22 protein-coding genes are annotated in these 23,306 nt (G+C 56.0%); 17 read left to right on the top strand and 5 right to left on the bottom strand.

What is annotated here, in order from left to right; genetic code table 11:
• The first annotated feature begins 225 nt into the window (after positions 1 to 225).
• From speD to COHPA_RS0103595, 4 genes are all read left to right on the top strand, one after another.
• Complete coding sequence (gene speD / locus COHPA_RS0103610; protein WP_027084835.1) at positions 226 to 1,038, top strand: adenosylmethionine decarboxylase; 813 nt, start codon at positions 226 to 228, stop codon at positions 1,036 to 1,038.
• A gap of 121 nt (positions 1,039 to 1,159) precedes the next feature.
• Positions 1,160 to 1,738 (top strand): LURP-one-related family protein, encoded by a 579-nt coding sequence (locus tag COHPA_RS0103605; protein ID WP_027084834.1) that lies wholly within the window; start codon positions 1,160 to 1,162, stop codon positions 1,736 to 1,738.
• 1 nt (position 1,739) lies between these two features.
• The gene (locus COHPA_RS0103600; RefSeq protein ID WP_027084833.1) at positions 1,740 to 2,921 is read left to right on the top strand and encodes a winged helix-turn-helix domain-containing protein; all 1,182 of its coding nucleotides are present in this window, start codon (positions 1,740 to 1,742) and stop codon (positions 2,919 to 2,921) included.
• A gap of 190 nt (positions 2,922 to 3,111) precedes the next feature.
• Complete coding sequence (locus tag COHPA_RS0103595; RefSeq protein ID WP_027084832.1) at positions 3,112 to 3,291, top strand: hypothetical protein; 180 nt, start codon at positions 3,112 to 3,114, stop codon at positions 3,289 to 3,291.
• Between the two features lie 60 nt (positions 3,292 to 3,351).
• Here the strand turns inward: COHPA_RS0103595 and COHPA_RS0103590 are convergent, their stop codons facing one another.
• Complete coding sequence (locus COHPA_RS0103590; protein ID WP_027084831.1) at positions 3,352 to 3,876, bottom strand: DUF3231 family protein; 525 nt, start codon at positions 3,874 to 3,876, stop codon at positions 3,352 to 3,354.
• A 189-nt stretch (positions 3,877 to 4,065) separates the two neighbouring features.
• On the opposite strand from COHPA_RS0103590, the gene COHPA_RS0103585 reads away from it, so the two are divergent.
• The 4 genes from COHPA_RS0103585 to efeB all read left to right on the top strand — a co-directional run bounded on the left by COHPA_RS0103585 (position 4,066) and on the right by efeB (position 9,267).
• Positions 4,066 to 5,046, top strand: coding sequence for an aldo/keto reductase (locus COHPA_RS0103585; protein WP_027084830.1), 981 nt, complete (start codon positions 4,066 to 4,068; stop codon positions 5,044 to 5,046).
• Between the two features lie 241 nt (positions 5,047 to 5,287).
• On the top strand, positions 5,288 to 6,775 hold the full coding sequence (locus COHPA_RS0103580; RefSeq protein WP_027084829.1) for an FTR1 family iron permease: 1,488 nt from the start codon (positions 5,288 to 5,290) through the stop codon (positions 6,773 to 6,775).
• Between the two features lie 36 nt (positions 6,776 to 6,811).
• Positions 6,812 to 8,002, top strand: coding sequence for an iron uptake system protein EfeO (gene efeO, locus COHPA_RS0103575; protein ID WP_027084828.1), 1,191 nt, complete (start codon positions 6,812 to 6,814; stop codon positions 8,000 to 8,002).
• Between the two features lie 26 nt (positions 8,003 to 8,028).
• Positions 8,029 to 9,267: an iron uptake transporter deferrochelatase/peroxidase subunit gene (gene efeB / locus COHPA_RS0103570; RefSeq protein ID WP_035119993.1), complete on the top strand. Its 1,239-nt coding sequence runs from the start codon at positions 8,029 to 8,031 to the stop codon at positions 9,265 to 9,267.
• Positions 9,268 to 9,331: 64 nt separating this feature from the next.
• Here efeB and COHPA_RS0103565 read toward each other — a convergent pair whose 3' ends face one another.
• Positions 9,332 to 9,595 (bottom strand): DUF2653 family protein, encoded by a 264-nt coding sequence (locus COHPA_RS0103565; RefSeq protein ID WP_027084826.1) that lies wholly within the window; start codon positions 9,593 to 9,595, stop codon positions 9,332 to 9,334.
• Positions 9,596 to 9,612: 17 nt separating this feature from the next.
• On the bottom strand, positions 9,613 to 10,053 hold the full coding sequence (locus tag COHPA_RS0103560) for an SHOCT domain-containing protein (RefSeq protein WP_027084825.1): 441 nt from the start codon (positions 10,051 to 10,053) through the stop codon (positions 9,613 to 9,615).
• A 172-nt stretch (positions 10,054 to 10,225) separates the two neighbouring features.
• On the opposite strand from COHPA_RS0103560, the gene COHPA_RS0103555 reads away from it, so the two are divergent.
• Entirely contained in the window at positions 10,226 to 10,789 is a 564-nt protein-coding gene (locus COHPA_RS0103555) for a DUF309 domain-containing protein (RefSeq protein WP_035119992.1), read from the top strand.
• Here the strand turns inward: COHPA_RS0103555 and COHPA_RS0103550 are convergent.
• Both COHPA_RS0103550 and COHPA_RS0103545 read right to left on the bottom strand, forming a co-directional pair.
• Entirely contained in the window at positions 10,752 to 11,327 is a 576-nt protein-coding gene (locus tag COHPA_RS0103550) for a beta-class carbonic anhydrase (RefSeq protein ID WP_027084823.1), read from the bottom strand. The genes COHPA_RS0103555 and COHPA_RS0103550 overlap by 38 nt on opposite strands.
• Positions 11,328 to 11,355: 28 nt before the next feature.
• Entirely contained in the window at positions 11,356 to 11,691 is a 336-nt protein-coding gene (locus COHPA_RS0103545; RefSeq protein WP_027084822.1) for an iron-sulfur cluster biosynthesis family protein, read from the bottom strand.
• Between the two features lie 134 nt (positions 11,692 to 11,825).
• Between COHPA_RS0103545 and COHPA_RS0103540 the strand changes: the two genes are divergently transcribed.
• The 8 genes from COHPA_RS0103540 to COHPA_RS22920 all read left to right on the top strand — a co-directional run bounded on the left by COHPA_RS0103540 (position 11,826) and on the right by COHPA_RS22920 (position 23,293).
• On the top strand, positions 11,826 to 13,358 hold the full coding sequence (locus COHPA_RS0103540) for a carboxypeptidase M32 (RefSeq protein WP_027084821.1): 1,533 nt from the start codon (positions 11,826 to 11,828) through the stop codon (positions 13,356 to 13,358).
• A 134-nt stretch (positions 13,359 to 13,492) separates the two neighbouring features.
• Entirely contained in the window at positions 13,493 to 14,557 is a 1,065-nt protein-coding gene (locus tag COHPA_RS0103535) for a hypothetical protein (protein WP_027084820.1), read from the top strand.
• A 34-nt stretch (positions 14,558 to 14,591) separates the two neighbouring features.
• A complete protein-coding gene (locus COHPA_RS0103530; protein WP_027084819.1) occupies positions 14,592 to 15,632 on the top strand; it encodes a hypothetical protein in 1,041 nt (346 codons plus the stop codon).
• A gap of 124 nt (positions 15,633 to 15,756) precedes the next feature.
• Positions 15,757 to 16,731: an aromatic acid exporter family protein gene (locus COHPA_RS0103525; RefSeq protein ID WP_027084818.1), complete on the top strand. Its 975-nt coding sequence runs from the start codon at positions 15,757 to 15,759 to the stop codon at positions 16,729 to 16,731.
• A 100-nt stretch (positions 16,732 to 16,831) separates the two neighbouring features.
• Positions 16,832 to 17,395: an outer spore coat protein CotE gene (locus COHPA_RS0103520; protein WP_027084817.1), complete on the top strand. Its 564-nt coding sequence runs from the start codon at positions 16,832 to 16,834 to the stop codon at positions 17,393 to 17,395.
• Positions 17,396 to 17,603: 208 nt separating this feature from the next.
• The gene (locus COHPA_RS0103515; RefSeq protein ID WP_027084816.1) at positions 17,604 to 19,037 is read left to right on the top strand and encodes a putative amidoligase domain-containing protein; all 1,434 of its coding nucleotides are present in this window, start codon (positions 17,604 to 17,606) and stop codon (positions 19,035 to 19,037) included.
• A gap of 168 nt (positions 19,038 to 19,205) precedes the next feature.
• Positions 19,206 to 21,860 carry a DNA mismatch repair protein MutS gene (mutS, locus tag COHPA_RS0103510; protein WP_027084815.1) on the top strand — a complete coding sequence of 885 codons (2,655 nt, stop codon included), beginning with the start codon at positions 19,206 to 19,208 and terminating at the stop codon, positions 21,858 to 21,860.
• Between the two features lie 2 nt (positions 21,861 to 21,862).
• Positions 21,863 to 23,293, top strand: coding sequence for a S41 family peptidase (locus COHPA_RS22920; protein WP_027084814.1), 1,431 nt, complete (start codon positions 21,863 to 21,865; stop codon positions 23,291 to 23,293).
• The last annotated feature ends 13 nt before the right edge of the window (positions 23,294 to 23,306 follow it).

The raw sequence follows: 23,306 nt of genomic DNA, 5'->3' as shown, positions 1-23,306 counted from the left end.
TCATAACTGTTAGAAAATGCTACTTAAGTTCGAAAAACGAGCCGCGTTCGTCATGTCCGAGGTCCGATTTCTTGTCACGGTCACCCGAGGCGTCATTGCGATTGTCACGGGAACAGTCATGCGAACATCTTCCGACATTCAACATAAATCCCTCCGTTTGATCGCATCCTAACGGTTAACATGCGATAGTACGCAAAGCGGCGAAACGTCGGGAGGAGCGCGCGGATGGTTCTAACTACGGAGCAACGAATTACGCTGCACGGGTTTAACAATTTAACGAAATCGCTTAGCTTCAACATGTACGATATTTGTTTTACGAAGACGAAGGATGAACGCAAAGCCTATCTAGCGTATATTGACGAGCAGTACAACGCGGACCGGCTGACGGCGATATTGAAATCCGTGGCCGACATTATCGGGGCGCACGTGCTGAACATCGCCAAGCAGGATTACGAGCCGCAAGGCGCCAGCGTCACGATGCTCGTGTCGGAGGGGCCGATCGAGCAGGAGCCGAGCGAATCGTTCGAGGAATCTCCCGGGCCTCTCCCTGGGGCCGTCGTCGGGCACTTGGACAAAAGCCACATTACGGTGCACACCTATCCCGAGTATCATCCGGACGAAGGAATAAGCACGTTCCGAGCCGATATCGACGTCTCGACTTGCGGGGAGATCTCGCCGCTGAAAGCGCTGAATTACCTTATTCATTCGTTCGATACCGACATTATGACGATGGATTACCGGGTAAGAGGGTTCACGCGGGATATTAACGGACATAAGTTGTTCATCGATCATGAGATTAGCTCCATCCAGAACTACATCCCGCCCGAAGTTAAGGACATGTACCAGATGATCGACGTGAACGTTTACCAGGAAAATATCTTTCATACGAAATGCAAGCTGCGGGAATTCGACCTGAATAACTACTTATTCGGCTATACGGCCGACTCTCTGAGCAAGGAAGATCAGCTTGAGATCGAGAAAAGCGTCAAATGGGAGATGGACGAAATTTTCTACGGCAAAAACATGGTGTACGATTGAAGCGAAGAGGTGCGGATAAGGAAGAGAGAACGCCTCTTCCTTTTGGCGTGCGGAAGGAGTTCCCGGCCGTCTGTCGAATTTTTGGATAGAAGCAAATGACGCGTAGGAGGCCAGGTTTTCCATGAATCCGAAGTTCACGCATACGCAATACCTCGTCAGAAAACAAATTTTAACGTTGGCGGGAGCGAAAATCGATATTTTCGACGGCAACGGCCAACCGATCCTGTACTCGCAAATGAAGGCGTTCAAGCTGAAGGAAGATATCCGGCTGTTCTCCGACGATACGATGCAAGAAGAGCTCCTGTCGATACAGGCGCGCAGCGTCATCGACTTCTCGGCTACCTACGACGTGGTCGATTCCGTGACCGGAGAGAATCTCGGATCGCTCCGCCGCAAAGGAATGAAGTCGATGCTGAAGGACGAGTGGGTCATTCTGGACCGAAGCGAGACGGAAGTCGGGCTGATTAAGGAAGACAGCCCATGGATGGCGTTGCTCAGACGGTTCCTGACCAATCTCATCCCGCAGAAGTTCCATGTTGAGATGAACGGCGAACGCGTCGCGTTCTTTAAGCAAGACTTGAATCCATTCGTCGGAAAACTGAATTTGGATTTCTCGCTCGATACGAATCAGCGGCTGGATCGGCGCTTAGGGCTTGCCGCCGCGGTGCTGCTTATTGTTATCGAAGGGCAGCAGGGATAGAATGAGCGAATATCGAATGACGAGCGGGCAAGCCCGCAAGTTCCTTCTGCTTAAGCATGGACTGCTCGGAGCTTACAAATTCGCGGGTAAACGAGGCATATGCGAATTCGCGAAACAAGCGGGCTGCATTCAGTTCGATCCGATCGACGTATGCGGCAAGAACGCCGAGCTCGTGCTTCAATCCCGGATCGGCGGATTTAAGAAGGAGATGCTTAGCGAGCTTCTGTATCAAGACAGAGAGCTGGTCGATTACTTCGACAAAATGCTGGCGATCTTCCCTGTCCAAGACTGGCCGTATTTCGAGAGAACCCGGGAGCTTTACCGGAAGCATGGGCGAAGCCGCGACAAAGTCGACGCGGTAGCGGAAGAAGTCAAGCGGTTCATTCGGGAGAACGGTCCGGTCAGCGCGAAGGATTTGCCGCTGAAGGAAACGGTCGATTGGTCATGGAACGCGACGACGCTGGCGAGAGCGGCGCTGGAGACGTTGTATTTTCGCGGGGATTTGATCGTTCACCACAAGAGAGGAACGATTAAGTCTTACGCGCTCGCCGAAGACTATATCGAACCCTCTATTCTATGCGCGGCGGACCCGAACCGGACGGAAGCGGAATTCGCGAGGTGGATGGTGCTGCGGCGCATCCGTTCCGTAGGAATGCTGTGGAATAAGCCGTCTGACGCTTGGCTCGGGATCGACCGATTGAAAGCCGAGGCTCGTAAAGCAGCGTTCGCGTCGTTGCTTGCGGAAGAAGCGATTATTCCTTGCGCCGTGGAAGGAATATCAGAACCGCTATACGCATGCGCGAACGACGAACCGCTCCTCCGTTCGGCGCTCGCCGACAAGCTCGAATACGATCGCCGGGTAGAGTTCATCGCTCCGCTCGATAACTTGATGTGGGATCGCAAGTTGATCCGGGCTTTATTCGATTTCGATTATAAATGGGAAATTTACACGCCGGCCGCCGAGCGAAAGTACGGGTATTACGTTCTTCCCGTACTGTACGGCGACGCGCTCGTCGGACGCATCGAGCTGGTCGCGGACAAGAAGGCGAAGCGGCTTAACGTCGCCCGGTACTGGCCGGAGGACGCGGAGGAGACGGACGAAGAGTTCCGCAGGCTGTTGCGCGAACGGGTAGAACGGTTCGCGGCATTCAACGATTGCGAGGAAGTTATCGGCGAACCTTAAGAGGGGGTGTCCTAAAGTCGAATCGGCTCGAGTGACACCTCTTTTATTAACATTAGATAATGACGATATTGTGATAACGAGCTGTACTCCATGCAGTTGAGGCGGAAAACGGATGTATGTGTGCATAGGCTCGTTCGTACGCATACTAACCCGGCATAGGGTATTGACTTAACGGAAGGGGAGTTCGTTCATGTCCAACAAAAAGTGCTATTACGCGTTCGAGGATCAAGCCGGCACGACGCTTGAATTCCAAGCGACTAGCTTGCGGCAAGCCATGGTGATGAAGAAGAAGATGGCCCGCGATTTAGGGATTCCTAAAGAGGCGTTCGATCTGACGTCCATTAGCAGGAAACCGGCACCGAGCGAATAAAGGGAACGGATAAAATAGGCGGCTGCAGAGGTAGGATCCTCGAGCCACCTATTTCTTCATTCACTTCTTCGATTCCTCGCGCGTCGGGCGATCCAACACAAGCGGGGGAGGAATCAGCCAACCCTTGTCCTTGCTTAGTCTGAGCGCCTTTAATCCGATCGCCGCTCTCGTGGCATGGTATTTCGCGAACAAAGCCGCGACGTCTTCGCGAATGCATTTGGCCATGATTTGACTGCACAGGACTAGCCCGGCGGCCGTATCCGCCGATAGCATCGCGGCGATCTCCATATCCGAGAATCTGGCTCCGACCGGGATGTCCTCGAGCTTCGCTTCCGGGCGATCCGGCAAGCCTAAGGACGGAACGAGCCCGTTGTGAACCAAGATCTCGTCGCACTCCGAGGCTTCCAACTCCGCTTGATTGATCATGTCTCCGACGAGACTCTTCAGATCCTTGTCTCCCGCATGATAGCTTAACGCGCGATAAACCGACACGCAGCCTTTGGCGCCCATCGAAAATTGCCAAACATCGTAAGCTTCCCCGTAATGCAATGGCTCGTTCTTCGGACTGCCGCTTAAAATTCCCATAACGTATGCACTCCTCGTGGTTAGTTGCTGCCGATTCAAAGATGGAACTCGGTGGACTGAAGTTACGTTCTCCAATCGCGGCGGGCGTTATGCGATAGAAGTCCGTACGAGGAGGCCGTTTTGTGTTTGGAATTCGAATTCGATACAATGATGAAGGTTCGATCATGCGGAAGAGGGGCGTGAAGGAAAGTGAAATTCAGTCAACTGGGCCGGTCCGGCCTGAAGGTCAGCAAGCTATGTCTGGGGACGATGAACTTCGGCGTCGATACCGACGAGAAGGAGTCGTTCCGCATCATGGACGCGGCGCTCGATGCGGGCATCAACTTCTTCGACACCGCTAACATTTACGGTTGGGGCAAGAACGCGGGCAGAACCGAGGAAATTATCGGCCGCTGGTTCGCTCAAGGGGGCAATCGCCGGGAACGCGTCGTTCTTGCGACGAAGTTCTACGGGGATATGAGCGACGAGAACGACGGGCCGAACCAAGAAGCCGGATTGTCCGCCTATAAGCTTCGCCGTCATCTGGAAGGCTCCCTCAGACGGCTTCAGACCGATCATATCGAGCTATACCAAATGCATCACGTCGACCGTAACGTCTCTTGGGACGAGTTATGGGAGGCGTTCAACGTGGCGCTGCACCAAGGCAAGATCGGCTACGTCGGCTCCAGCAACTTCGCCGGCCGAGACCTTGTGAAAGCGCAGTACGAGGCTCGCAACCACCGCATGCTCGGGCTCGTGAGCGAGCAGCATAAATACAGTCTGCTGTGCAGGCTGCCTGAACTGGAAGTATTGCCTGCGGCAGAAGAGCTCGGCATCGGCGTCATCGCATGGAGCCCGCTCGACGGAGGCTTGCTAAGCGGTCATGCGCTGAAGCCGATCGAAGGCTCCAAGCGCGCGAACAATCCGGAGCGGACGGAACGGTACCGCGAGCAGCTAGTCGCGTTCGAGGCGCTGTGCCGCGAGCTCGGCGAGAGCGAAGCGAACGTTGCGCTTGCCTGGACGCTCGTTCAGCTTTCGATGACCGCGCCGATCATCGGCCCGCGAACGCTCGGACAGCTGGAAGGCGCGCTGCGCGTCGTCGACATTCAGCTCGACGAAGCGACGTTGAAGCGTCTGGACGAGATTTTCCCGGGTCCCGGGGGTTCCGCGCCGAAAGCATACGCTTGGTAAGCCGCGAAGCATACGACCATCCGATTTCATGACGAAGAGACGAAGCGAGCGCGCTTCGTCTCTTTTTTTTCCAACGTTCGAATATTGTGAGATAAATGTGAACGAATACACCTTCGAATATTTAGAATTTATAAGGTTTTCATTGACGGGCGTCATCAGGCTGATATAATTTGATATTGATAATTATTATCAATTAGTTGTACGGTAAAGCTACACGATATCGGTAAGGGGACGGTCGACAATGCCATACGGGGACCGCAGACTACGACTGCATTTCAATCGACTAACGATACTATTCGCAATAATGCTTTTGATCTCGAGCATGCAGACGATCCAGGGGAAAGCGTACGCCGAACCGGGGGTACAGGATACGACCAACGCCCTCGCTGAAACCGAGCGAATGATCCAGCAGCTGGATTCAGGGAGTATAGAGCAGGGTTCGGAATCATTCTCGGCCGTTAAGAAATGGTGGAACGCGAACAAAGCCGAAGCGAAGCGGCAATCGCTCGATATGGCGCTCGAGATCGACGGCAAGATCGCCGCCTTATCGCTTTCGTTCGTAATCAAAGATTCGAAGCAAGCGGCGACCCACGCATCCGATTTGAGATTTTCGCTGCAAATGTACGCGGAAGGCGCGTTCGTCATGAACGACGGGAAGACGAACCTGTCGCTCGGCACCTACGTGTTGAAGCTCCGTCAAACAGGGGACTTGATCGACCGAGGCGAGCTCGAGCAGGCAAGGTCCGAAACGAAGCTGTTACAACGTCAATGGCTGACCGTCGAAGGTGACGTCGTCAGCCAATCGCAGTCCGTATACAGCGATTCGGAGCGGGACTTGGTGATGCTCGACGCCTACTTGTCCGGAGAGGGCAAGCCGGAAGAAGCGTCCATGGTCGTCGATCGGATGATCCGGTCGCTGTCGCCGCTCATCGACGCCCAATATTCGTGGTGGGATGCGGCCTTGATTCCGATTCGCGAAGGAATCGAAGCGCTGCTCGTCGTGGGCACGCTGCTCATGTTCGCGAAGAAGTCGAACTCCAAGCCGGCGCAGAGATGGGTCGCTTACGGCACGATGGCCGGCGTCGCGCTAAGCATCGTCGTCGGATTCGGCGTGGCGCTATTGTTGTCCTCCAGCGCGTTCGGCCGGAACAACGCTTTGATCAATGGATGGACCGGCGTGTTCGCCAGCTTGATGCTCCTGTATGTCAGCTACTGGCTGCACCGCAATTCCGACGTGAAACGGTGGAACGGGTTGATCAAGACGAAGAGCGACATGGCGATATCCGGCGGCAAAATGTTGTCTCTCGCATTAATCGCCTTTTTCGCGATTACGCGCGAGGGGCTGGAGACGGTCATCTTCCTGATCGGGATGGCGGGTAAAATGCCTGCCACGTCTCTCGTCGGCGGCATCGTTGCCGGATTCGGCCTTCTCGCCGTCGTCGCGTTCGCGATCATCAAGGGCGGGAATCGGCTTCCGATCCGTCCGGTATTCCTCGTCTCCAGCTTGATCGTGTTCTACCTATGCTTTAAATTCATGGGCTCGGGGATCCACAGTCTTCAAATGGCTGGAATCGTCCCTTCTACGGTGGACGATTATTTGCCCGAGAGAGCGTCTTTCAGTTTGTATCCGTCTTGGTACAGCACGTTGCCGCAGCTATTGTTCGTAATGGCGGGATTATCCGTTATCGTTCTGCAGCGCGTTCGCCATACGGCTCAAAAATATAAATAAGGCTTCATGCTAATTAGAATGAGGAGTGTTGGAATCATGCACGCACGTACGGACAATCGGTTCTCCAAGCTAGGATACATCGGCATTTTCGCTTTGCTCGCGGCGACTCTGGCCGCTTGCGGCAATAACAAAGATGCCGAGTCGGCCGCTCCGGCTAGCGCTCAGCACGCCGAAACCCCGGCGAATGACAATAGCGCGATTCAAGAAGGTACGAACAAGCTGCAGGAAGTGACGAAGCAGCTTCAGGAAGCGATCGGCAGCCAGAACGCGGACGAAGTCAAGAAGCTGGGCAAATCGGTGAACGATGCGTGGCTTGCCTACGAAAATTCGGTACGCCAGGCGTTCCCGCTTGAATACGTGGAAGTCGAGAAATACGTCATGCCGATCTTCTCGGCGTCTGCCTACGACAAAGTCGATTTTGAAGCGCTGACGGTCACTGCAGCCAAGCTGCAAGGCGCGCTAGACGCGTTGAAGAACGCGAAGCCGACGACGGCGAATACGTCCGAGTTGCTGCTTCAGGCGGTCGACAACTATAAGAAGTACGTGCAGGAGCAAGCGGACCAAATGGTCGTGCAGGCGAAGCTGTTCACGGATGCGGTCAAAGCCGGCAATATCGACGAAGCGAAGCGCCTGTATCCGCAAGCCCGCGTCAACTTTGAAAGAATCGAGCCGATCGCCGAAAGCTTCGGGGACTTGGATCCTCGCATCGACGCGCGCGAGGCGGACGTAGAGGATATTGGCGCATGGACGGGTATTCACCGGATCGAAAAAGCGTTGTGGGCGGAAAATTCGCTCGCAGGCATGGATAAATACGCGGACCAGTTAGTTGCCGACATTCAAGAGCTGCAGCAGAAAGTAAGCTCGTTCGAGCTGGAACCGAAAGGAATGGTAGCCGGCGCGATGGAGCTGCTTAACGAAGCGGCGACGTCGAAAATCACGGGCGAGGAGGAAGTGTTCTCGCACCTCGATTTAGTCGATTTCGCGGCGAACGTCGAAGGCTCTAAAACCGTGTACCTATCGATCATTCCGGCGTTGAACGAGAAAAATCCGGATTTGGGCAGCCAATTGGATACGCAGTTCCAGAAGATGGAGCAGGTGCTCCTTGCCTACCAGAAGAACGGGGAATACGTCACTTACGATAAGCTGACGACCGAGCAAATTCGCGAGATCAGCGACGAACTGAGCGTATTGTCCACGCTGATGTCCCAGACGGCAAGCATTCTATAATCCACAAAGGAAGGGACGGAATGTCCATGGGCGAGGAATCGAACAAAGGCGGAATGTCCCGGCTTGATTTTCTGAAAATGTCAGCGGTCGCGGGCGTCGGACTAATCGTAGGCGGAGCGGGCATGAAGGTCATTGAACGCGCAACCGGTTCGGACCGTAACAAGGCGGTTGACGGGAATATCGAGGGAGAACAAGTCGAGATGTACGGCGAGCACCAAGCAGGCATCGTTACCCCGCAGCAGACGTACATGTACTTGGCCAGCTTCAAGATCGTCGCTGCCGATCTTGCCGCCGTCATTCGCCTGATGAAAGATTGGACGAAGTTCAGCGACCTCAGCACGTCGGGAGGCTCGATGCGGACGGGCGACAATCCGATGCTGCCGCCTAGCGATACCGGCGAAACTTACGATTTGCCGGCGTCCGGACTCACCGTAACTTTCGGGTTCGGGCCTTCCTTATTCGGCGTCGGAGGTGGGGACCGTTATGGGCTGGCAGGCAAGCTGCCGATCTACTTGAAGGATATTCCGAGGATGCCGCGCGAGAAGCTGGATGCGACAATGTCCGGAGGAGACGTTATCGTGCAAGTGTGCGCGGACGATCAGCAAGTGGCGTTCCACGCGATCCGCAACTTCATCCGATTGTCGACCGGAGCGGCTACGCTGAATTGGCTTAACGAGGGATTCATTAGCGGTCGCCCGGGGACGACGCCGCGCAACTTGTTCGGCTTCAAGGACGGCACGGCGAACGTCTTGCACCAGACGTCCGCAGGCTTCGACCAAGTCGTGTGGGCGGGCGAAGACGAGCCGGAATGGATGAGAGGCGGCACGTACATGGCGTTCCGTAAAATCAGAATGCTGCTCGAAGTATGGGATCGCTCTTCGATGGCGGAGCAACAGGACACGTTCGGCAGGTATAAAGAGTCCGGCGCGGCTTACGGCAAACAAGGAGAGTTCGATGAAGTCGATGCCTCGAAGCTCCCGGATACGGCGCACGTCCGCCTGGCCAAGGAGTCCAAGCAGCTCATTCATCGGAGAGGGTACTCTTATACGGACGGCGTCGATCCTCGAACCGGCAACGTTAACGCGGGACTCTTGTTCATCAGCTACCAGCGCAATCCGGAGGAGCAATTTATTCCGATGCTGAAGCTGATGCAAAGCAACGACAAGCTGAACGAATACACGCTCCATATTGCCAGCGGCATGTTCGCCTGCCCGGGCGGCATCCGGCAAGGAGAATATATCGGACAGAAATTGTTCGAATCTTGATGATCGCCGCAAAAAAACCGTTCCCTAGCCGATAACGGCTTCTAGGAACGGTTTTTTGTGGCGATTAGGCGATATCCGCCCAAATCTCGTCTTCGACGTCGAGCGTAATTTGCGAAGGAAAGACGCGTTGATCGTACTCGGCGAGCATATACTGCATGATCGCTTCTTTCAGGTTCGCTTCGATAATAAACCGGCTGCGGCCTTGCACCCACACTTCCGCGCTGAAGCCTTGTTCCTCGTCGTACAGCAGCTCGACTTCGACGCTGTCGACCGGAACCTCGTGCCGCTTGGACATATGCAAGCATACGGCGTTGACGATCTCATCCATCGATAACCGCATCGAGATTACCAGCGAGGGCCGTTCGTGTTCGGGTCATGCGGCTGACGGCGACGGTTCTTGAACCGATCGTAGATCGCGCGGAACACCGCGAACAGAACGAACAGCGCGAGCACGTTAATAATCAAGCCGAAGAAGTTGCCGAGCGCTCCCATTCCGGCGAACATGCTGCCGAACATGAGACCTGCAAGACCGCCGATCATCATGCCTTTCATGAAGCTGCCGCCGGAGAAGAAACCGCGGTTCGCCGTCGTGCCGGCCGTCGAGGCAGAGTTCGACTTCGTCGTCGAGGATTGACTAACGCCGCTGTCCGATTTGGAAGGCGTCTTCGTGAACGACTTCTTGCCGGAGCTGAACGAACGGGGTTTGGCGTCAACGCTTGCCATTGGAACGGTTACGGCGATCGTGAACGCGAATAGGCTGAAGATCAATAATGCTTTTTTCCACATGAGTTTGTTGTCCTCCAGTAGGTTAGAAGATGTTAATGGGTAGTAATACGTGCCTGGTCGCATCCGGTTTCGTTAATCGAGCAAGAAAATTGTGGAGTGATAACGAGCGTGAATTGAGCTATGCTTGTTGCAAGAGAGTCATCAACGATAGAAGCGGAAAGGACAGGTTATGATGCCATCCCTATCATCCTATCCAGACGAATACATTCAATACTTAGCCGAATATTACGGTTCGCGAGACTACTTCGAATGCCATGAGATCATGGAAGAGCATTGGAAGGAGCATCCGGGCTCGCCGCAGCTCGGCTGTTGGCTCGTGCTCATCCGCATCGCTGTCGCTCAGTACCATGCCCGCCGAGGCAATCGGACCGGCGCGCTCAAGCTGATGGGCAAGGCGGCGGAAGAGACGGATCCCATCCGATTCGGCGAGATCGGCATCGACGGCGCGAAGCTGAAGAAGCTTCTCGGCGACACGTATCGCCGCTGGAGCGCCAGCCCGGTCATCGCTTATGAAGATTTGGACTTGCCTTTCACCGACTCGGGCTTGCTTGAACAAGCGCGGAGCAGAAGCCTTGCCTTAGGTTATCCATGGGGGATACGAGGGAGCGAGGCGGGGGATTCCGTCATTCATCGTCATAAGCTTAGAGACCGCAGCGACGTCATCGAGGCGAGAGAACAGTCGGTCAAGCGGAAAGCGCTTAGCCGATCGATTCCAAATACCGATACCCGTCAATGACTTTCTCGAGCTCGCCCGTCAACGGATCGATAATAAGTCCGTGAATCGGCGTGTTCGGCGGCAACAACGGGTGATTGCGAACGATGTCCACGCTGTTCTCGACGCTTTCCCGCACGCTGTCGAAGCCGGTAAGCCAGCGGTTCAGGCTGACGCCGGAATGGCGAAGCGTATGGATCGTCTGTTCGGGCACGCCGCGTTCGAGCATATGCTCCACGACCGTCTCGGGGTCGATCCCCGTCATTCCGCAATTCAGATGTCCGATGATGAATATTTCGTGCGCGTTCAACTCGTACAGGGCTACCAAAATGCTGCGCATAATGTTGCCGAACGGAGACGTGATGATCGCTCCGGCGTTTTTGATGATTTTCGCGTCGCCGTCCCTGAGGTCCATCGCCTTAGGCAACAGCTCCGTCAACCGCGCGTCCATGCAGGTGACGATGACGATCTTCTTGTCCGGATAATTCCGTTCGATTTCCTCGTAAGCCTTGTTGGCGACGAATTGCTCGTTGAACGCCATAATTTCATCGATCTTGCGCATGACATGCCTCCGTTTCCTGCAACGGCCGTTACTTCGGAACGGTCGTTCGATCCTCAAGCTTTAATCGGTTCGTATACGTCTGCCTGTCGCTCGCCAGCTTAAAGCTGCGATGTTCGGGCAAGTAATCGACGCGAAGCCGGTCTTCGAAAAAGATCATATGCTGAGGCTTGACCCATACTTCGCCGGAATTGCTGCCGATCCGGACGTCTTCCGGATCGGGACTCTTTACGTTCCAGAACGTCGGAACGCCGTCGACCGAGCAGCCGCACCCTTCGGAATCGAAGACGAGCTTCCAACGCTTCGTTTCCGGTCCGAATCGCGCTTCGATCTCTCGAACCGCGCCGTCGCTCCATTCGATGAACATTCGAATCGCTCTCCTTTCGTGAGCCTTCATGCATGTGTTGATTATAAAGATTACGGGGAGTATGATCAAGGAGACTTTATCCAAGGTGTGAGCTTACATAACAGAAACCGATGCCGAAGGGAAGTGCGTTGTCGATGAACAACAATAACCTTACGTCCGCGCCGGACGCGCTGCGGCGTTTCCGCGCGTTAACCGGCCGAATCAAACATTTCGAAGAGCTGCTCGGCGTCGTCTATTGGGATATGCGCACCGGCGCGCCGCGCAAAGGCATCGCGCAGCGGTCGGAAGCCGTCGGGACGCTGTCGGCCGAATCGTTCAAGCTGGCGACTTCCGCCGAGATGGGCGAGCTTCTCGCCGAGCTGACGGCGCCGGAACAGCTCGCGACGCTTAGCGAGATCGATCGCAGGTTAGTCACGGAGACGAATAAAGAATACGAGCGGAACCGCCGAATACCGCCGGATATGTATCAGCAATACGTGGTTCTAACCTCGCAAGCGGAGTCGGCTTGGGAAGAAGCGAAGGAGAACGACGACTTCGAAGGGTTCGTTCCGTACTTGGAGCAAATCATCGACTACAATCGCAAATTCATCGAGCTGTGGGGAGCGAAGGCGACTCCGTACGATACGTTGCTCGATATGTACGAACCGGGCCTCACGACCGTGGAATTGGACCGATTGTTCGGCGAGTTGCGCGCGCGTCTCGTGCCGCTAGCGGATGCGATCGCGAAATCCGAGCATAAACCGGATACGTCCTTCCTCGAAGGAACGTTCGACAAAGAGGCCCAGAAACGGTTCAGCAAGCTGATTCTGAAAGAGATGGGCTACGACTTCGAAGCCGGCAGGCTGGACGAGAGCGTTCATCCGTTCGCGACGGGGCTGTCCACGGGCGACGTGCGGATTACGACCCGATACTTGCCAAGCGACGTGACGAGCGCCTTGTTCGGCACGATTCACGAAGGCGGCCACGCGCTGTACGAGCAGAACATAATGCCCGAGCTCGCGGGAACGCCGCTATCGACGGGCACTTCGATGGGCATTCACGAATCGCAGTCCCGTTTATGGGAGAACGTCGTCGGCCGCAGCCTCGGCTTCTGGCAACGGTACTTGCCGGATTTGAAGAAGGAATTCCCGGATCAGCTCGCCCTCGTGACGCCGGAGCAATTTTACCGCGGGATTAACGTCGTGCAGCCGTCTCTTATTCGGATCGAAGCCGACGAGCTCACGTATAACCTTCATATTATGATTCGGTACGAAATCGAAAAAATGCTGTTCAACGACGGTTTGAATCCGCGAGATTTGCCGGAGGCGTGGAACAAGAAGTATACGGAGGCGCTCGGGGTAACGCCGTCCACGAACGCGGAAGGCGTTCTGCAGGACGTACACTGGTCCGGCGGGGCTTTCGGCTATTTCCCGTCGTACTCGCTCGGCAATATGTACGGCGCCCAGATGATGGCTACGGCGCGCGAGCATATGCCGGAGCTGGACGGCCAGATCGCGGCGGGCAATCTGTTGCCGCTCAAAGAGTGGCTTACGGAGCGGGTATACAAGTACGGCAAGCTGCTTGATCCGGCCGACATTATCGAAAGGATAAGCGGCAGGCCTTTACAGTCGACGTACCTGTGCGACTACTTGGAGCGGAAATACCGGGACATCTATAAGCTGGATTAATACCGCCGGGTGTTTCGGGAGTTTGCCTATTGATCTATAATTCTACATGAAACGGGGCTTATCTCAGTCATTTTTTGCAGATGATTGATGATCGAGCCTTTTTTTTATATAACAAGAGAGAAAGGAGGGAGTTAATGTCCCCCGGGAAAATGTTGCCCATCGTGGTGCCCGACATTGTATCGTACGCGCACCTCACCTGTTTTCTGTCCGTGATGTATACCGATCCGCAGTCGTTGAAGTGGGTGTACAGCAACTATGTTCAACTGCACATGGATGCGGAAAGCATGTTCACGGACTATTTAACGCCGGGTCCCGAACAGCACATGATTCCTTGCTTGCACGGTTCGCAACGCGTCAATCGGGAGACGATCGTCCGGTTCTCGCCCAGCTTCGTCGATTTTGTCCGGTTTCAAATCGACAACGGCTATTATTGCTGGACGTATGTGAACGAGTATTACGTTCCGAATACGTTCGCTTTCGAGAATCAATCGTTCACTCACCCGCTCATGGTCTACGGCTACGACGATACGGAGCAAAAGTTCAGCGTCGCCGGATTTTTCGCCCAGCGAAAATACGGCATGCGCGAGCTGCCCTACGAAACGTTGGAGAAAGCGTTCAAGGAAGTGGAGCAGCCGTCGCAAAGCACGGAGCAGGACACCGTCATTCTGTTCAAGCTTCACGAGAAAAAAAGAGCGGAATGCGAATTCAGGCTGGCTTGGGTCATGGAACAGCTTAGCGATTATCTGCATGCCAGAAGGTCCGGCTACCTCAAAGGCGCGTTGGCGCCCAATGTGCCCCAGGGCAGGGTGTACGGCCTCGGCATTTACGACGTCTTGCGGGTTCCGTTTACGAAGGAGGAGCTGCTGTCGGATAGCCAAGGGATCGACCACCGCCCGCTTTACGTGTTATGGGAGCACAAGAAGATGATGAACCGGCGGATCGCTTACATGGCCGAACAAGGGTATTTTTCGTTCTCCGATGCGGTCGTGGAAGGGTACAGGAAGGTGGAGCAAGAGGCGCTGTCCGTATGGAACTTGTTCTTGAAATTTCTAATGACCCGGGACGCCAGGCTCGCTCGGCAGATCGTCGAACGTCTAGAGGCGTTGAAAGAGAATGACGCGCTCGCGATCGCGCGAATGCTGGACGAGTATGAAGCCTCTAATATCAAGTGGGATGGGAATGAGGAACGGACGCATTAACGTATCGAAAATCCGAGTACAAAGGAGGTCTGTTATGCGCGCCAGACGGGTATTGCCCTTCGCTTTACCCGATATTACGTCCTATGCGCATTTATCATACTTTTTATCCGTTATGCACACCGATTCGGATACGCTCAAGTGGGTTTACAGTAATTTCGTCCAACTGAGGATGTCTGCCGATCTGTTTATCGATTACTTCACGCCTCAACCGGAAAATGACGTCATTCCATGCTTGCATGGGTCTCAGCGGATCGAACGCCGAACGGTGAATCATTTTTCGCCCGACATTATCGACTTTATTCGGTTTCAAATCGACAACGGTTATTATTTTTGGACGTATGTGAACGACTATTATGTCCCGGAGACGCTTGCATACCGTAATCATTCCTATACGCATGCGCTTATGGTTTACGGGTACGACGACATCGAGCGAGTGTTCTATATCTCCGGCTTTTTCGCGGATCAGCGATACGGAACCCGGACTATCCCTTACGAGTTGATGGAAAAAGCTTTTGCGGAAACGGAGTTCGATCCTAATGAACCGGCGCAAGAACTCGTTTATTTGATTAAAATTCACGAGCTGCGAAAAAACCAAACCGACTTCAGGCTGAGATGGGTCATGGATCAATTGGAGGATTTCCTCCAATCCAAAGATTCGTCCGAACGATTAGGCGCGTCGCAGATCAATTCCGGAATCCGCTGGGTGTACGGCATGAACATCTATGACGAGCTCAGGCGCCGGATCAGGGCGGATCTGCAAGAGGGAAAACGGCTAGTGCTCGACCCAAGGCCGTATTACATTATATGGGAACACAAAAAGCTAATGAACCGTAGACTCGCTTATATGCGCGAACAGGGCCATTTCCAATTCAGCGATGAGGTTAGGGATGGTTATCTAGCCGCCGAAAATTTAGCGCTGACGATTCGCAATATGAAGATCAAGTTTATGATCACGTCGCACGATAAGTGGCTGCGTCAAATCGATCATCGCCTGGAACAACTGAAACTGCTCGAACGAAATCTTATCGCGGCTATGCTGGAGCAGTACTGCAACGATGCAAATCGTTGTCCGTAGGCCGCGATACAGCCTCCGGTCCCGCGGGCATGCGGGGTCGGGGGCTTTAAGTTTGTCCAATCGGGTTGATTCTCCTAACGGTCAGACGTATGATCATAGTGACTTCAAGGAGAAGAGGAATACAATGGTAGGCTTTCGAGTCATTAAGACCGCCGTTGCCGCGCTCTTCGCGATTTACACGGCTTATCTGATCGGAGTAGACAACCCGCTCGGTGCGGGCTTGCTGGCTATACTCGGCGTGGAAACGACGAGGTGGCGCGGGCTTCGTTCCGTGTTCGCCCGGTTCATGGCTTCGGTGGTCGGGCTTTTCTTGGCATCCGTCCTGTTCGAGGCGATCGGCTTTCAGATTTGGGTATTATCGATTTACATCTTAATCGCGTATCCGGCGCTGGTTAGAATCGGACTCAAAGACGGTATCGTCACGGGCTCCGTCGTCGTGTTCCATCTTTTCGCAAGCGGGAATGTCGATGCGCATACGATCGGAACGGAGCTGGCGCTGCTCTTGATCGGGCTAGGTTGGGCCACGGTGTTTAATCTGGTTTACATGCCGAAGGAAGGGAAGTCGCTCGTGAAGCTGCGGCACGAGACGGAGTCGGGATTTTCGGCGATATTCCGGGAGCTCGCGATTCATCTGAGGAATACGGATAACGTGTGGGCGGGAGAAGAGATGCTGGCTTCGTCGAAGGCGATCGAGGACGGCATCGAGACGGCCGGGAGGGCGCGCGAAAACCGGCTCATTCCGCAGGACGAACCGTGGCTCGTCTATTTTCATATGAGGAAAAGCCAGCTGGAATCGATCCAGCTCATGATGGAGTCGGTCGCCTTTGTCTCCAGCCGCGTCCCGCAAGCGGAGCTGATCGCCCGGCTGTTCGATCGGTTGACCGAAGACGTGAAATCGGAATTTTACGAGGGGGAAACGGAACGCAAATTAAACGAATTGGATGCGAGTTTCCGAGGCATGCCGCTTCCCGCCACCCGCGACGAATTCGAAACGAGAGCCGCTCTCTTCCAATTAACCCGGGAATTGCGTCGCTATTTGTCTATCGCCAGCCGCGTCAAAAAACGGAAGTCTCGTTCCGCTTCTTCGATCATACAATGAGTCGTAAATGCTCTGTGCAGGCCCTACATTTTTGTCACTCTAGACGAATGTCCTGCATAGACTTTAAGTGACTTGATCGTATGGAGGAGGTCTACCGACAATGGCTATTGCGGATAAACGGCTGCAGTGCAGGGAAATCATCACGAAGGCGGTTTGCGGAAAAGGCCGGAAGTTCCAGGCGGTTTCCCATACCGTGACGCCGCCGCACCACCCGACCAGCATACTGGGCGCGTGGATCATCAATCACCAGTATGAAGCGGTGAAATCGGGGGACGGAATCGAGGTAATCGGGTCATACGATATTAACATCTGGTATTCGTACAGCAAGAATTCGCAGACGGATGTTGCCAAGGAGACGATCTCGTACGTTGAGCTCGTTCCTCTATCGTACCTTGACCCGAAACATCGCGCCTCCACGGAAGAGGTCTCTGCGGAGGCAACGCAGGAGCCTAACTGCGTGGAAGCGACGATTACTGCCAACGGTTCGTCCGTCTCGATCCGCGTCGAACGGGAATTCGCCGTGGAGATGGTGGCGGAGACGAAGGTGTGCGTCGCGGTATGCCCGGGCGGCTGCGACGACGATGGAAAAGATGGAGACTTCTCACTTGGCGACGACGGAGATTTCGAAGATCTCGATTCCGATCTGTTAGACGACGAGTTATAATCGGTTCGGTCTTTAGGCCGGTACTTATGTCTATGCTGAAGCGGAACAGAAGTCGAGGGCGAATGCCCGATGTAGACGGTGGGAAAAGCCTGTTTTTGGCGATGGCCGGCGCAGGCTCCATGGAATTGAACACGGAACAGGGTCATTCGGCTTCGGCGGTCTATCGCCAGCGGGACGGCCCTTCCCGTTTTTTCGGGGGGTATCGCTCGTGGGCGAACAAGCGGCGCAAGCGGGGCAAGTGTGGCTGGATCGCGGGGGCGTCGCCGCTTCGCGGTGGATGGCGTTGTCCGGCATCCCCGTTCTGCAGGCAGAGTCCCGTGCGAGGGACAACGATTGCGTGCTCCTTACATCGGTATCCCCTTCGCTCAGGGAAGGCGCACGAGAGGGGCAATTCTCATCGTTATCCCCTTGGCTCATGAACGGCAGTGCCGGGCAGCATGCGATTATTCCGCGTGCGGAAATCGAGAGGAGATTGCAGCGGGAAGGGTTGTCCGCTCGCATGGACGGCGATGCTGATTACGGACGGGGGTATGGGGGACGGAGGTTTTCCGTAAGTCTATTCGATCTGTCGGTCATCGAGGTTCGTCGCATCGTTCACCATACAAGCTACATAACGGACGGGAAACGCGGTACCTCCGTGGACGAGAGGCTGCGCAACATTATCTCAAAGGCGGCCGTGCGCGCGCTCTACGTGCAGGGGTTGGACTTCGGCGAAGTCGATCTAGAGCTGGACGATTGGGGGCGCGCGACGATCCTGGACGTGCGCGCAGTCTATTTACGGCTGTCCGCGGAAGGCGAAGCAGATCTTGCCGCCGCCGTATCCGAGTTCGCTTCAGTATGGGCGTTCGAAACGGGACAGGGAGTCCGCGTCATGCTCGGCGCGGATCCCGAATTCGTGATGCTTCGGCCGGACGGCGCTATCGTTCCCGCGTCGCGTTACTTGCCCCGGGACGGCGACGCGGGCTGCGATTCCGTCGTCATCCGCGGCGTCCGCCGCTGGCCGCTCGCCGAACTGCGGCCTGCCCCCGCGGCGGAGCCCGCAGCCGTCGCAGCGGATGTGCGCCGCCTGCTGAACGTAGCGTCGCGCAGAACGGCCGGCGCTGCCCTATCGTGGCGCGCCGGCGCAGTTCCCGTGCGCGGCCTGCCTCTAGGCGGTCACGTGCACATTAGCGGAGCGGCCCTGACAGGCGAGCGTCTGCGCGCTTTGGACAACGCCGTCGCACTGCCGCTGCGCTTGCTGGAGCCGCCGTCCGCCGCGTCTCGCCGCCCGCGCTTCGGGGCGCTCGGCGACTTCCGCCGCCAAAGCCATGGCGGCTTCGAATACCGGACGCCGCCGAGCTGGCTCGTCTCGCCGCGCCTCGCTTGCGGCGTGCTCGCCCTTGTCAAGGTCGCGGCCGAGCATGCCCGCGACCTTGCCGCGTCTCGCCCGCTGGACGACGACGCCGTCCGCGACGCGTTTTACGCCGGCGACCGCGACGTTCTGCTCTCCGGCGCAGCCGCCGTGCGCGAGTCGCTGGCCAATACGAGCGGATACGGCAAATACGAGAAGTACATCGGCCCGCTCTTCCAAGCGATCGATCAAGGTCGAACGTGGAATGAAGCGACCGATTTGCGGGAACGCTGGGGAATCCCGGTCAGGTGAGGGTTAGCGAGATTAGCGACGCTTCAATAGATCGAGTTAGTCGAACTGGCGTGCGGGTAATGGGGTGTTCTGCTGCCTATAGCAGACATCGCCCCTCTTTATTTGCTATAATAAAGCGAATATCCGTTCGAATGATCGAACATTGACGATACATACTCGGAGGTTACGATGTCCGGTTACACTCCCATGATGGAACAATATTTGGCCGTGAAAGCGACCGCGACGGACGCGATTTTATTTTACCGTCTCGGCGACTTTTACGAGATGTTTTTCGACGACGCGCTGACCGCCTCGCGGGAGCTTGAGATTACGCTGACGGGCCGCGGGGCCGGTCAAGAGGAACGCATCCCGATGTGCGGGGTGCCTTACCACGCCGCGGAAGGCTACATCGCCAAGCTGATCGACAAAGGCTATAAGGTCGCGATCGCCGAGCAAGTCGAGGACCCCGCGACCGCCAAAGGCGTCGTGCGCCGCGAAATCGTGCGCATCGTCACGCCGGGCACGGTCATGGATACCCGCGCGCTCGGGGACGGCGCCAACAACTTCATCGTCGGCGTTGCGGCCTCCGGCGACCGCTACGGCTTCGCCGCGTGCGACTTGACGACCGGCGAGCTGTACGTGACCTCGTTCCCGGCCACGGGCGAAGCCGTCAAGAACGCGCTTAACGTCTACCGTCCGTCCGAAGCGGTCGGAGACGGAACGGCACTCGCGCTATTGACCGAGGGCATCGCGCCGACGAACCGCTCCATCGTAACGACGACGCGCGAAGAGTCCGATACCCGCGCGCTCGCCGAGCAATTCCCGGACGAACAGTGGAATCGGCATGAAGCCGTCCGTCAGCACGCGGTCGCCAAACTTATCGTCTATCTTAACGAGACGCAGAAACGCTCGTTGTCCCATATCCGCGCCATTAAAGCCTACGAGTCGGAAGCGTTCATGTCGCTCGACGCTTTTACGCGGCGCAATCTCGAGCTGACCGAGACGGTGCGCGACCGTTCCCGCAAAGGCACGCTGCTGTCGCTGCTCGACCGCACGCGTACGGCGATGGGAGCGCGACTTCTTAAACGCTGGATCGACCAGCCGCTTCTCGACCGCAGCCAACTCGACAGCCGTTTGGACGCCGTCGAGGCGCTCCATCAAGACTGGCTTCAGCGCAAGGAGCTCAGGGACGAGCTCGGAGAAGTGTACGATCTCGAGCGGCTGACGGGTAGAATCGCCTACGGTACCGCGAACGGCCGCGACCTTAACGCGCTCAAGACGTCATTGCAGCGCGTACCGGCCATCCAACGACTATGCCAGAACCTGGGCGCTGCTCCGCTAAGCAGCCTTGCCGACAGGATGGACGCTTGCGAAGATCTCGCCACGGCCATCGAGCAAGCGATCGCGGACGAGCCGCCCGCGAATCTGAAGGACGGCGGATTGATCCGCGCCGGTTACGACGCTAAGCTCGATTCGCTGCGCGAGGCGAGCCAGAACGGCAAGCAGTGGATCGCCGAGCTCGAACGCCAGGAGCGCGAAGCGACTGGCATCAAGTCGCTCAAGATCGGCTTCAACAAAGTGTTCGGCTATTATCTCGAAGTGACGCGCGCCAACCTTGGCAGCTTGCCGGAAGGCCGGTACGAGCGCAAGCAGACGCTGGCGAACGCCGAGCGCTTCGTCACGCCGGAGCTGAAGGAGAAGGAGGCGCTCATCCTCGAAGCGGAGGAGCGGATGGCCGATCTCGAGTACGAGATTTTCCTGAAGCTTCGCGATCGCATTTCGGAGCAAATGCCGCGTCTACAGCGGTTAGCCGAAAGCATCGCGGCTTTAGACGTCCTGCAGTCATTCGCGGAAGCGAGCGCCGAGCGCAGATATTCGCGTCCAAGCTGGACGGAAGGCGACAACTACGAACTTCTCATCGAAGAAGGCAGGCATCCCGTCGTCGAGTCGGTGAACGAGAACGGCGTGTTCATCGCCAACGACACCCGATTATCCCAATCTGACGGTTCGATTCTGCTGATAACCGGTCCGAACATGGCGGGCAAAAGCACCTACATGCGCCAGGTCGCCATGATTTGCCTAATGGCGCAGATCGGCTGCTTCGTTCCGGCTCGCCGGGCCGTGCTGCCTTTCATCGACCGTATTTTCACGCGGATCGGAGCGGCCGACGACTTGGTCGGCGGCCAAAGCACGTTCATGGTCGAGATGAAAGACATTCAAGTCATGACGGAACAAGCGACCGAGCGGAGTCTGATCATCATCGACGAATTGGGCCGCGGAACGTCCACGGACGAAGGAATGGCGATCGCGCAATCGGTGATCGAGTACGTGCACGATCATATCCGATGCAAGGCGCTCGTCTCGACCCATTTTCATGAACTGGCTCACTTGGAGGAATCGCTTTCGGGGCTGCGCAACGGCTGCATGGCGGTCAAGGAAAGCGCCGAAGGCGTCACGTTCCTGAGGAAGCTCGTCGCGGGAGCGGCGGATTCCAGCTACGGCATCTACTGCGCGGAGCTGGCGGGCTTGCCGGATACGATCGTATCGAGGGCGTACAGCTTGCTGAAGGACGGCGGATCGATCACCAGACGCGAAGCAGCGGTTACGAAGGAAGCCGCACCGAATAGAGATGCAGCGGAAGCTGCGGCGAAGAGCGTTCTTCAACTGTCGATGTTCGAGGAGCCGCCTGCGCAGGTCAAACCGTTCAAAGCCGCAACGACTCCCGCGCAAGATAAACTGCTGGACAAGCTGCGCAAGCTGGACGTCATGCGGATGACGCCGCTTCAAGCGCTGGAATGGTTGAACGATGCTAGAAACCAACTTACGGAAAGCGGTGAAGGGTAACGTTGACGAAATTACGCGGATGGAAATCGCCGATTGCCGTACTGTTAGGTTTAACGCTGCTGCTGGGTTTAACCTCCGTCGCTACCGCGGCGGACACGCCGGAGCAGATTAAGGAAGTAAGAGAGCTTCTCCTGAACTATCATTACGGGAATCCGTCCGAGCGGTCTTTGGCCATTAACGATATCGACCAAATGATCGCGACGCTGGACGATCCGTACACGGAGTTTTACGACGAGAAGGAATGGAAAGCTTTCAATTCCGTATTGGAAAAAACGTTCGTCGGCATCGGCATCGTCATGAGGGAAGACAAAGGCTCGGTTTACGTCGACGAAGTGCTTGAAGGCAGTCCGGCCGAGGCCGTCGGCATCGCTGCCGGAGATCTGCTCACCGCAACGGGCGGCAAGTCGCTCCAAGGGAAAACGACGGCCGAAATCCAGCAATTGCTGCTCGGCGAAGAAGGAACGAAAGTTTCGCTCACCGTAACGCGAGGCGGCAAGAAGCTAAGCTTCATTATCGTCAGAAAGCAAATCCATTTGAACGCCGTCACATCGAGCATGCTCGGCGACGGAATCGGTTATTTGGCTTTATCCGGATTTACGTCCGATGCCGCGACGGAAGTGAAAAAGCAACTGGCCGAGCTGGAGAAGAACGGCATGAAATCGCTCGTATTCGATCTTCGCGACAACGGCGGCGGTTATGTGGATACGGCGCAAAAAATCGCGGGCCTATTCCTCGAGAACGGCGTGCTCGCCTACATGCGCGATCGCGACAATAACGACGAAGCGCTTGCGGTGACGGGGACGAGAAAGTCCTATCCGCTCGTCGTGCTCGTGAACGGCAACTCCGCGAGCGCCTCGGAGCTGCTCGCGGGCGCTCTGCAAGATTACCGGGCGGCCAGCTTGGTCGGGATGCGAACGTACGGCAAAGGGGTCGTGCAATCGATCGTCGCGCTGAAGAGCGGAGGCGTGCTCAAACTGACGATCCGGCAATATTTGACGCCCAAAGAGCATAAGGTCGATAAGGTCGGTTTAACGCCGGACGTAGTCGTCGAAGATCCGGCCAGCCAGCTCGTCAAAGCTTATCGCATGGTTGGCGGTCATAAAGTAACGATTACGGCGAAGAACGATATCGTGACGATGGGCGATGTCCGCATGGCGGAGCCGTCCGCCGCTTTCAAGAACGATAAAGGCGTATGGTACGTCAACATCCGCATGGGCGCATCCGTGGCTGGAGCGGATCTGGCATACGACGCCGATCGGCATGTCTTCAAGCTGACCAAGGGTACGGAAGCGCGCACGCTGCCTTCCGACGATTCGCATCTTGTCGTGAAGAACGGCAGAACGCTGGTCGAAGTCGACTTTTTGAAACAATGGTATCCCGGACTCAAGTACTCGGTTAAAGACGAGACGTTAAAGCTGTCAAGCGCGGGATAACGAACGTGAAAAG

This window comes from Cohnella panacarvi Gsoil 349, assembly GCF_000515335.1.
Lineage (GTDB): Bacteria > Bacillota > Bacilli > Paenibacillales > Paenibacillaceae > Cohnella > Cohnella panacarvi.
This window is presented reverse-complemented; position numbering and strand designations above follow the sequence as displayed.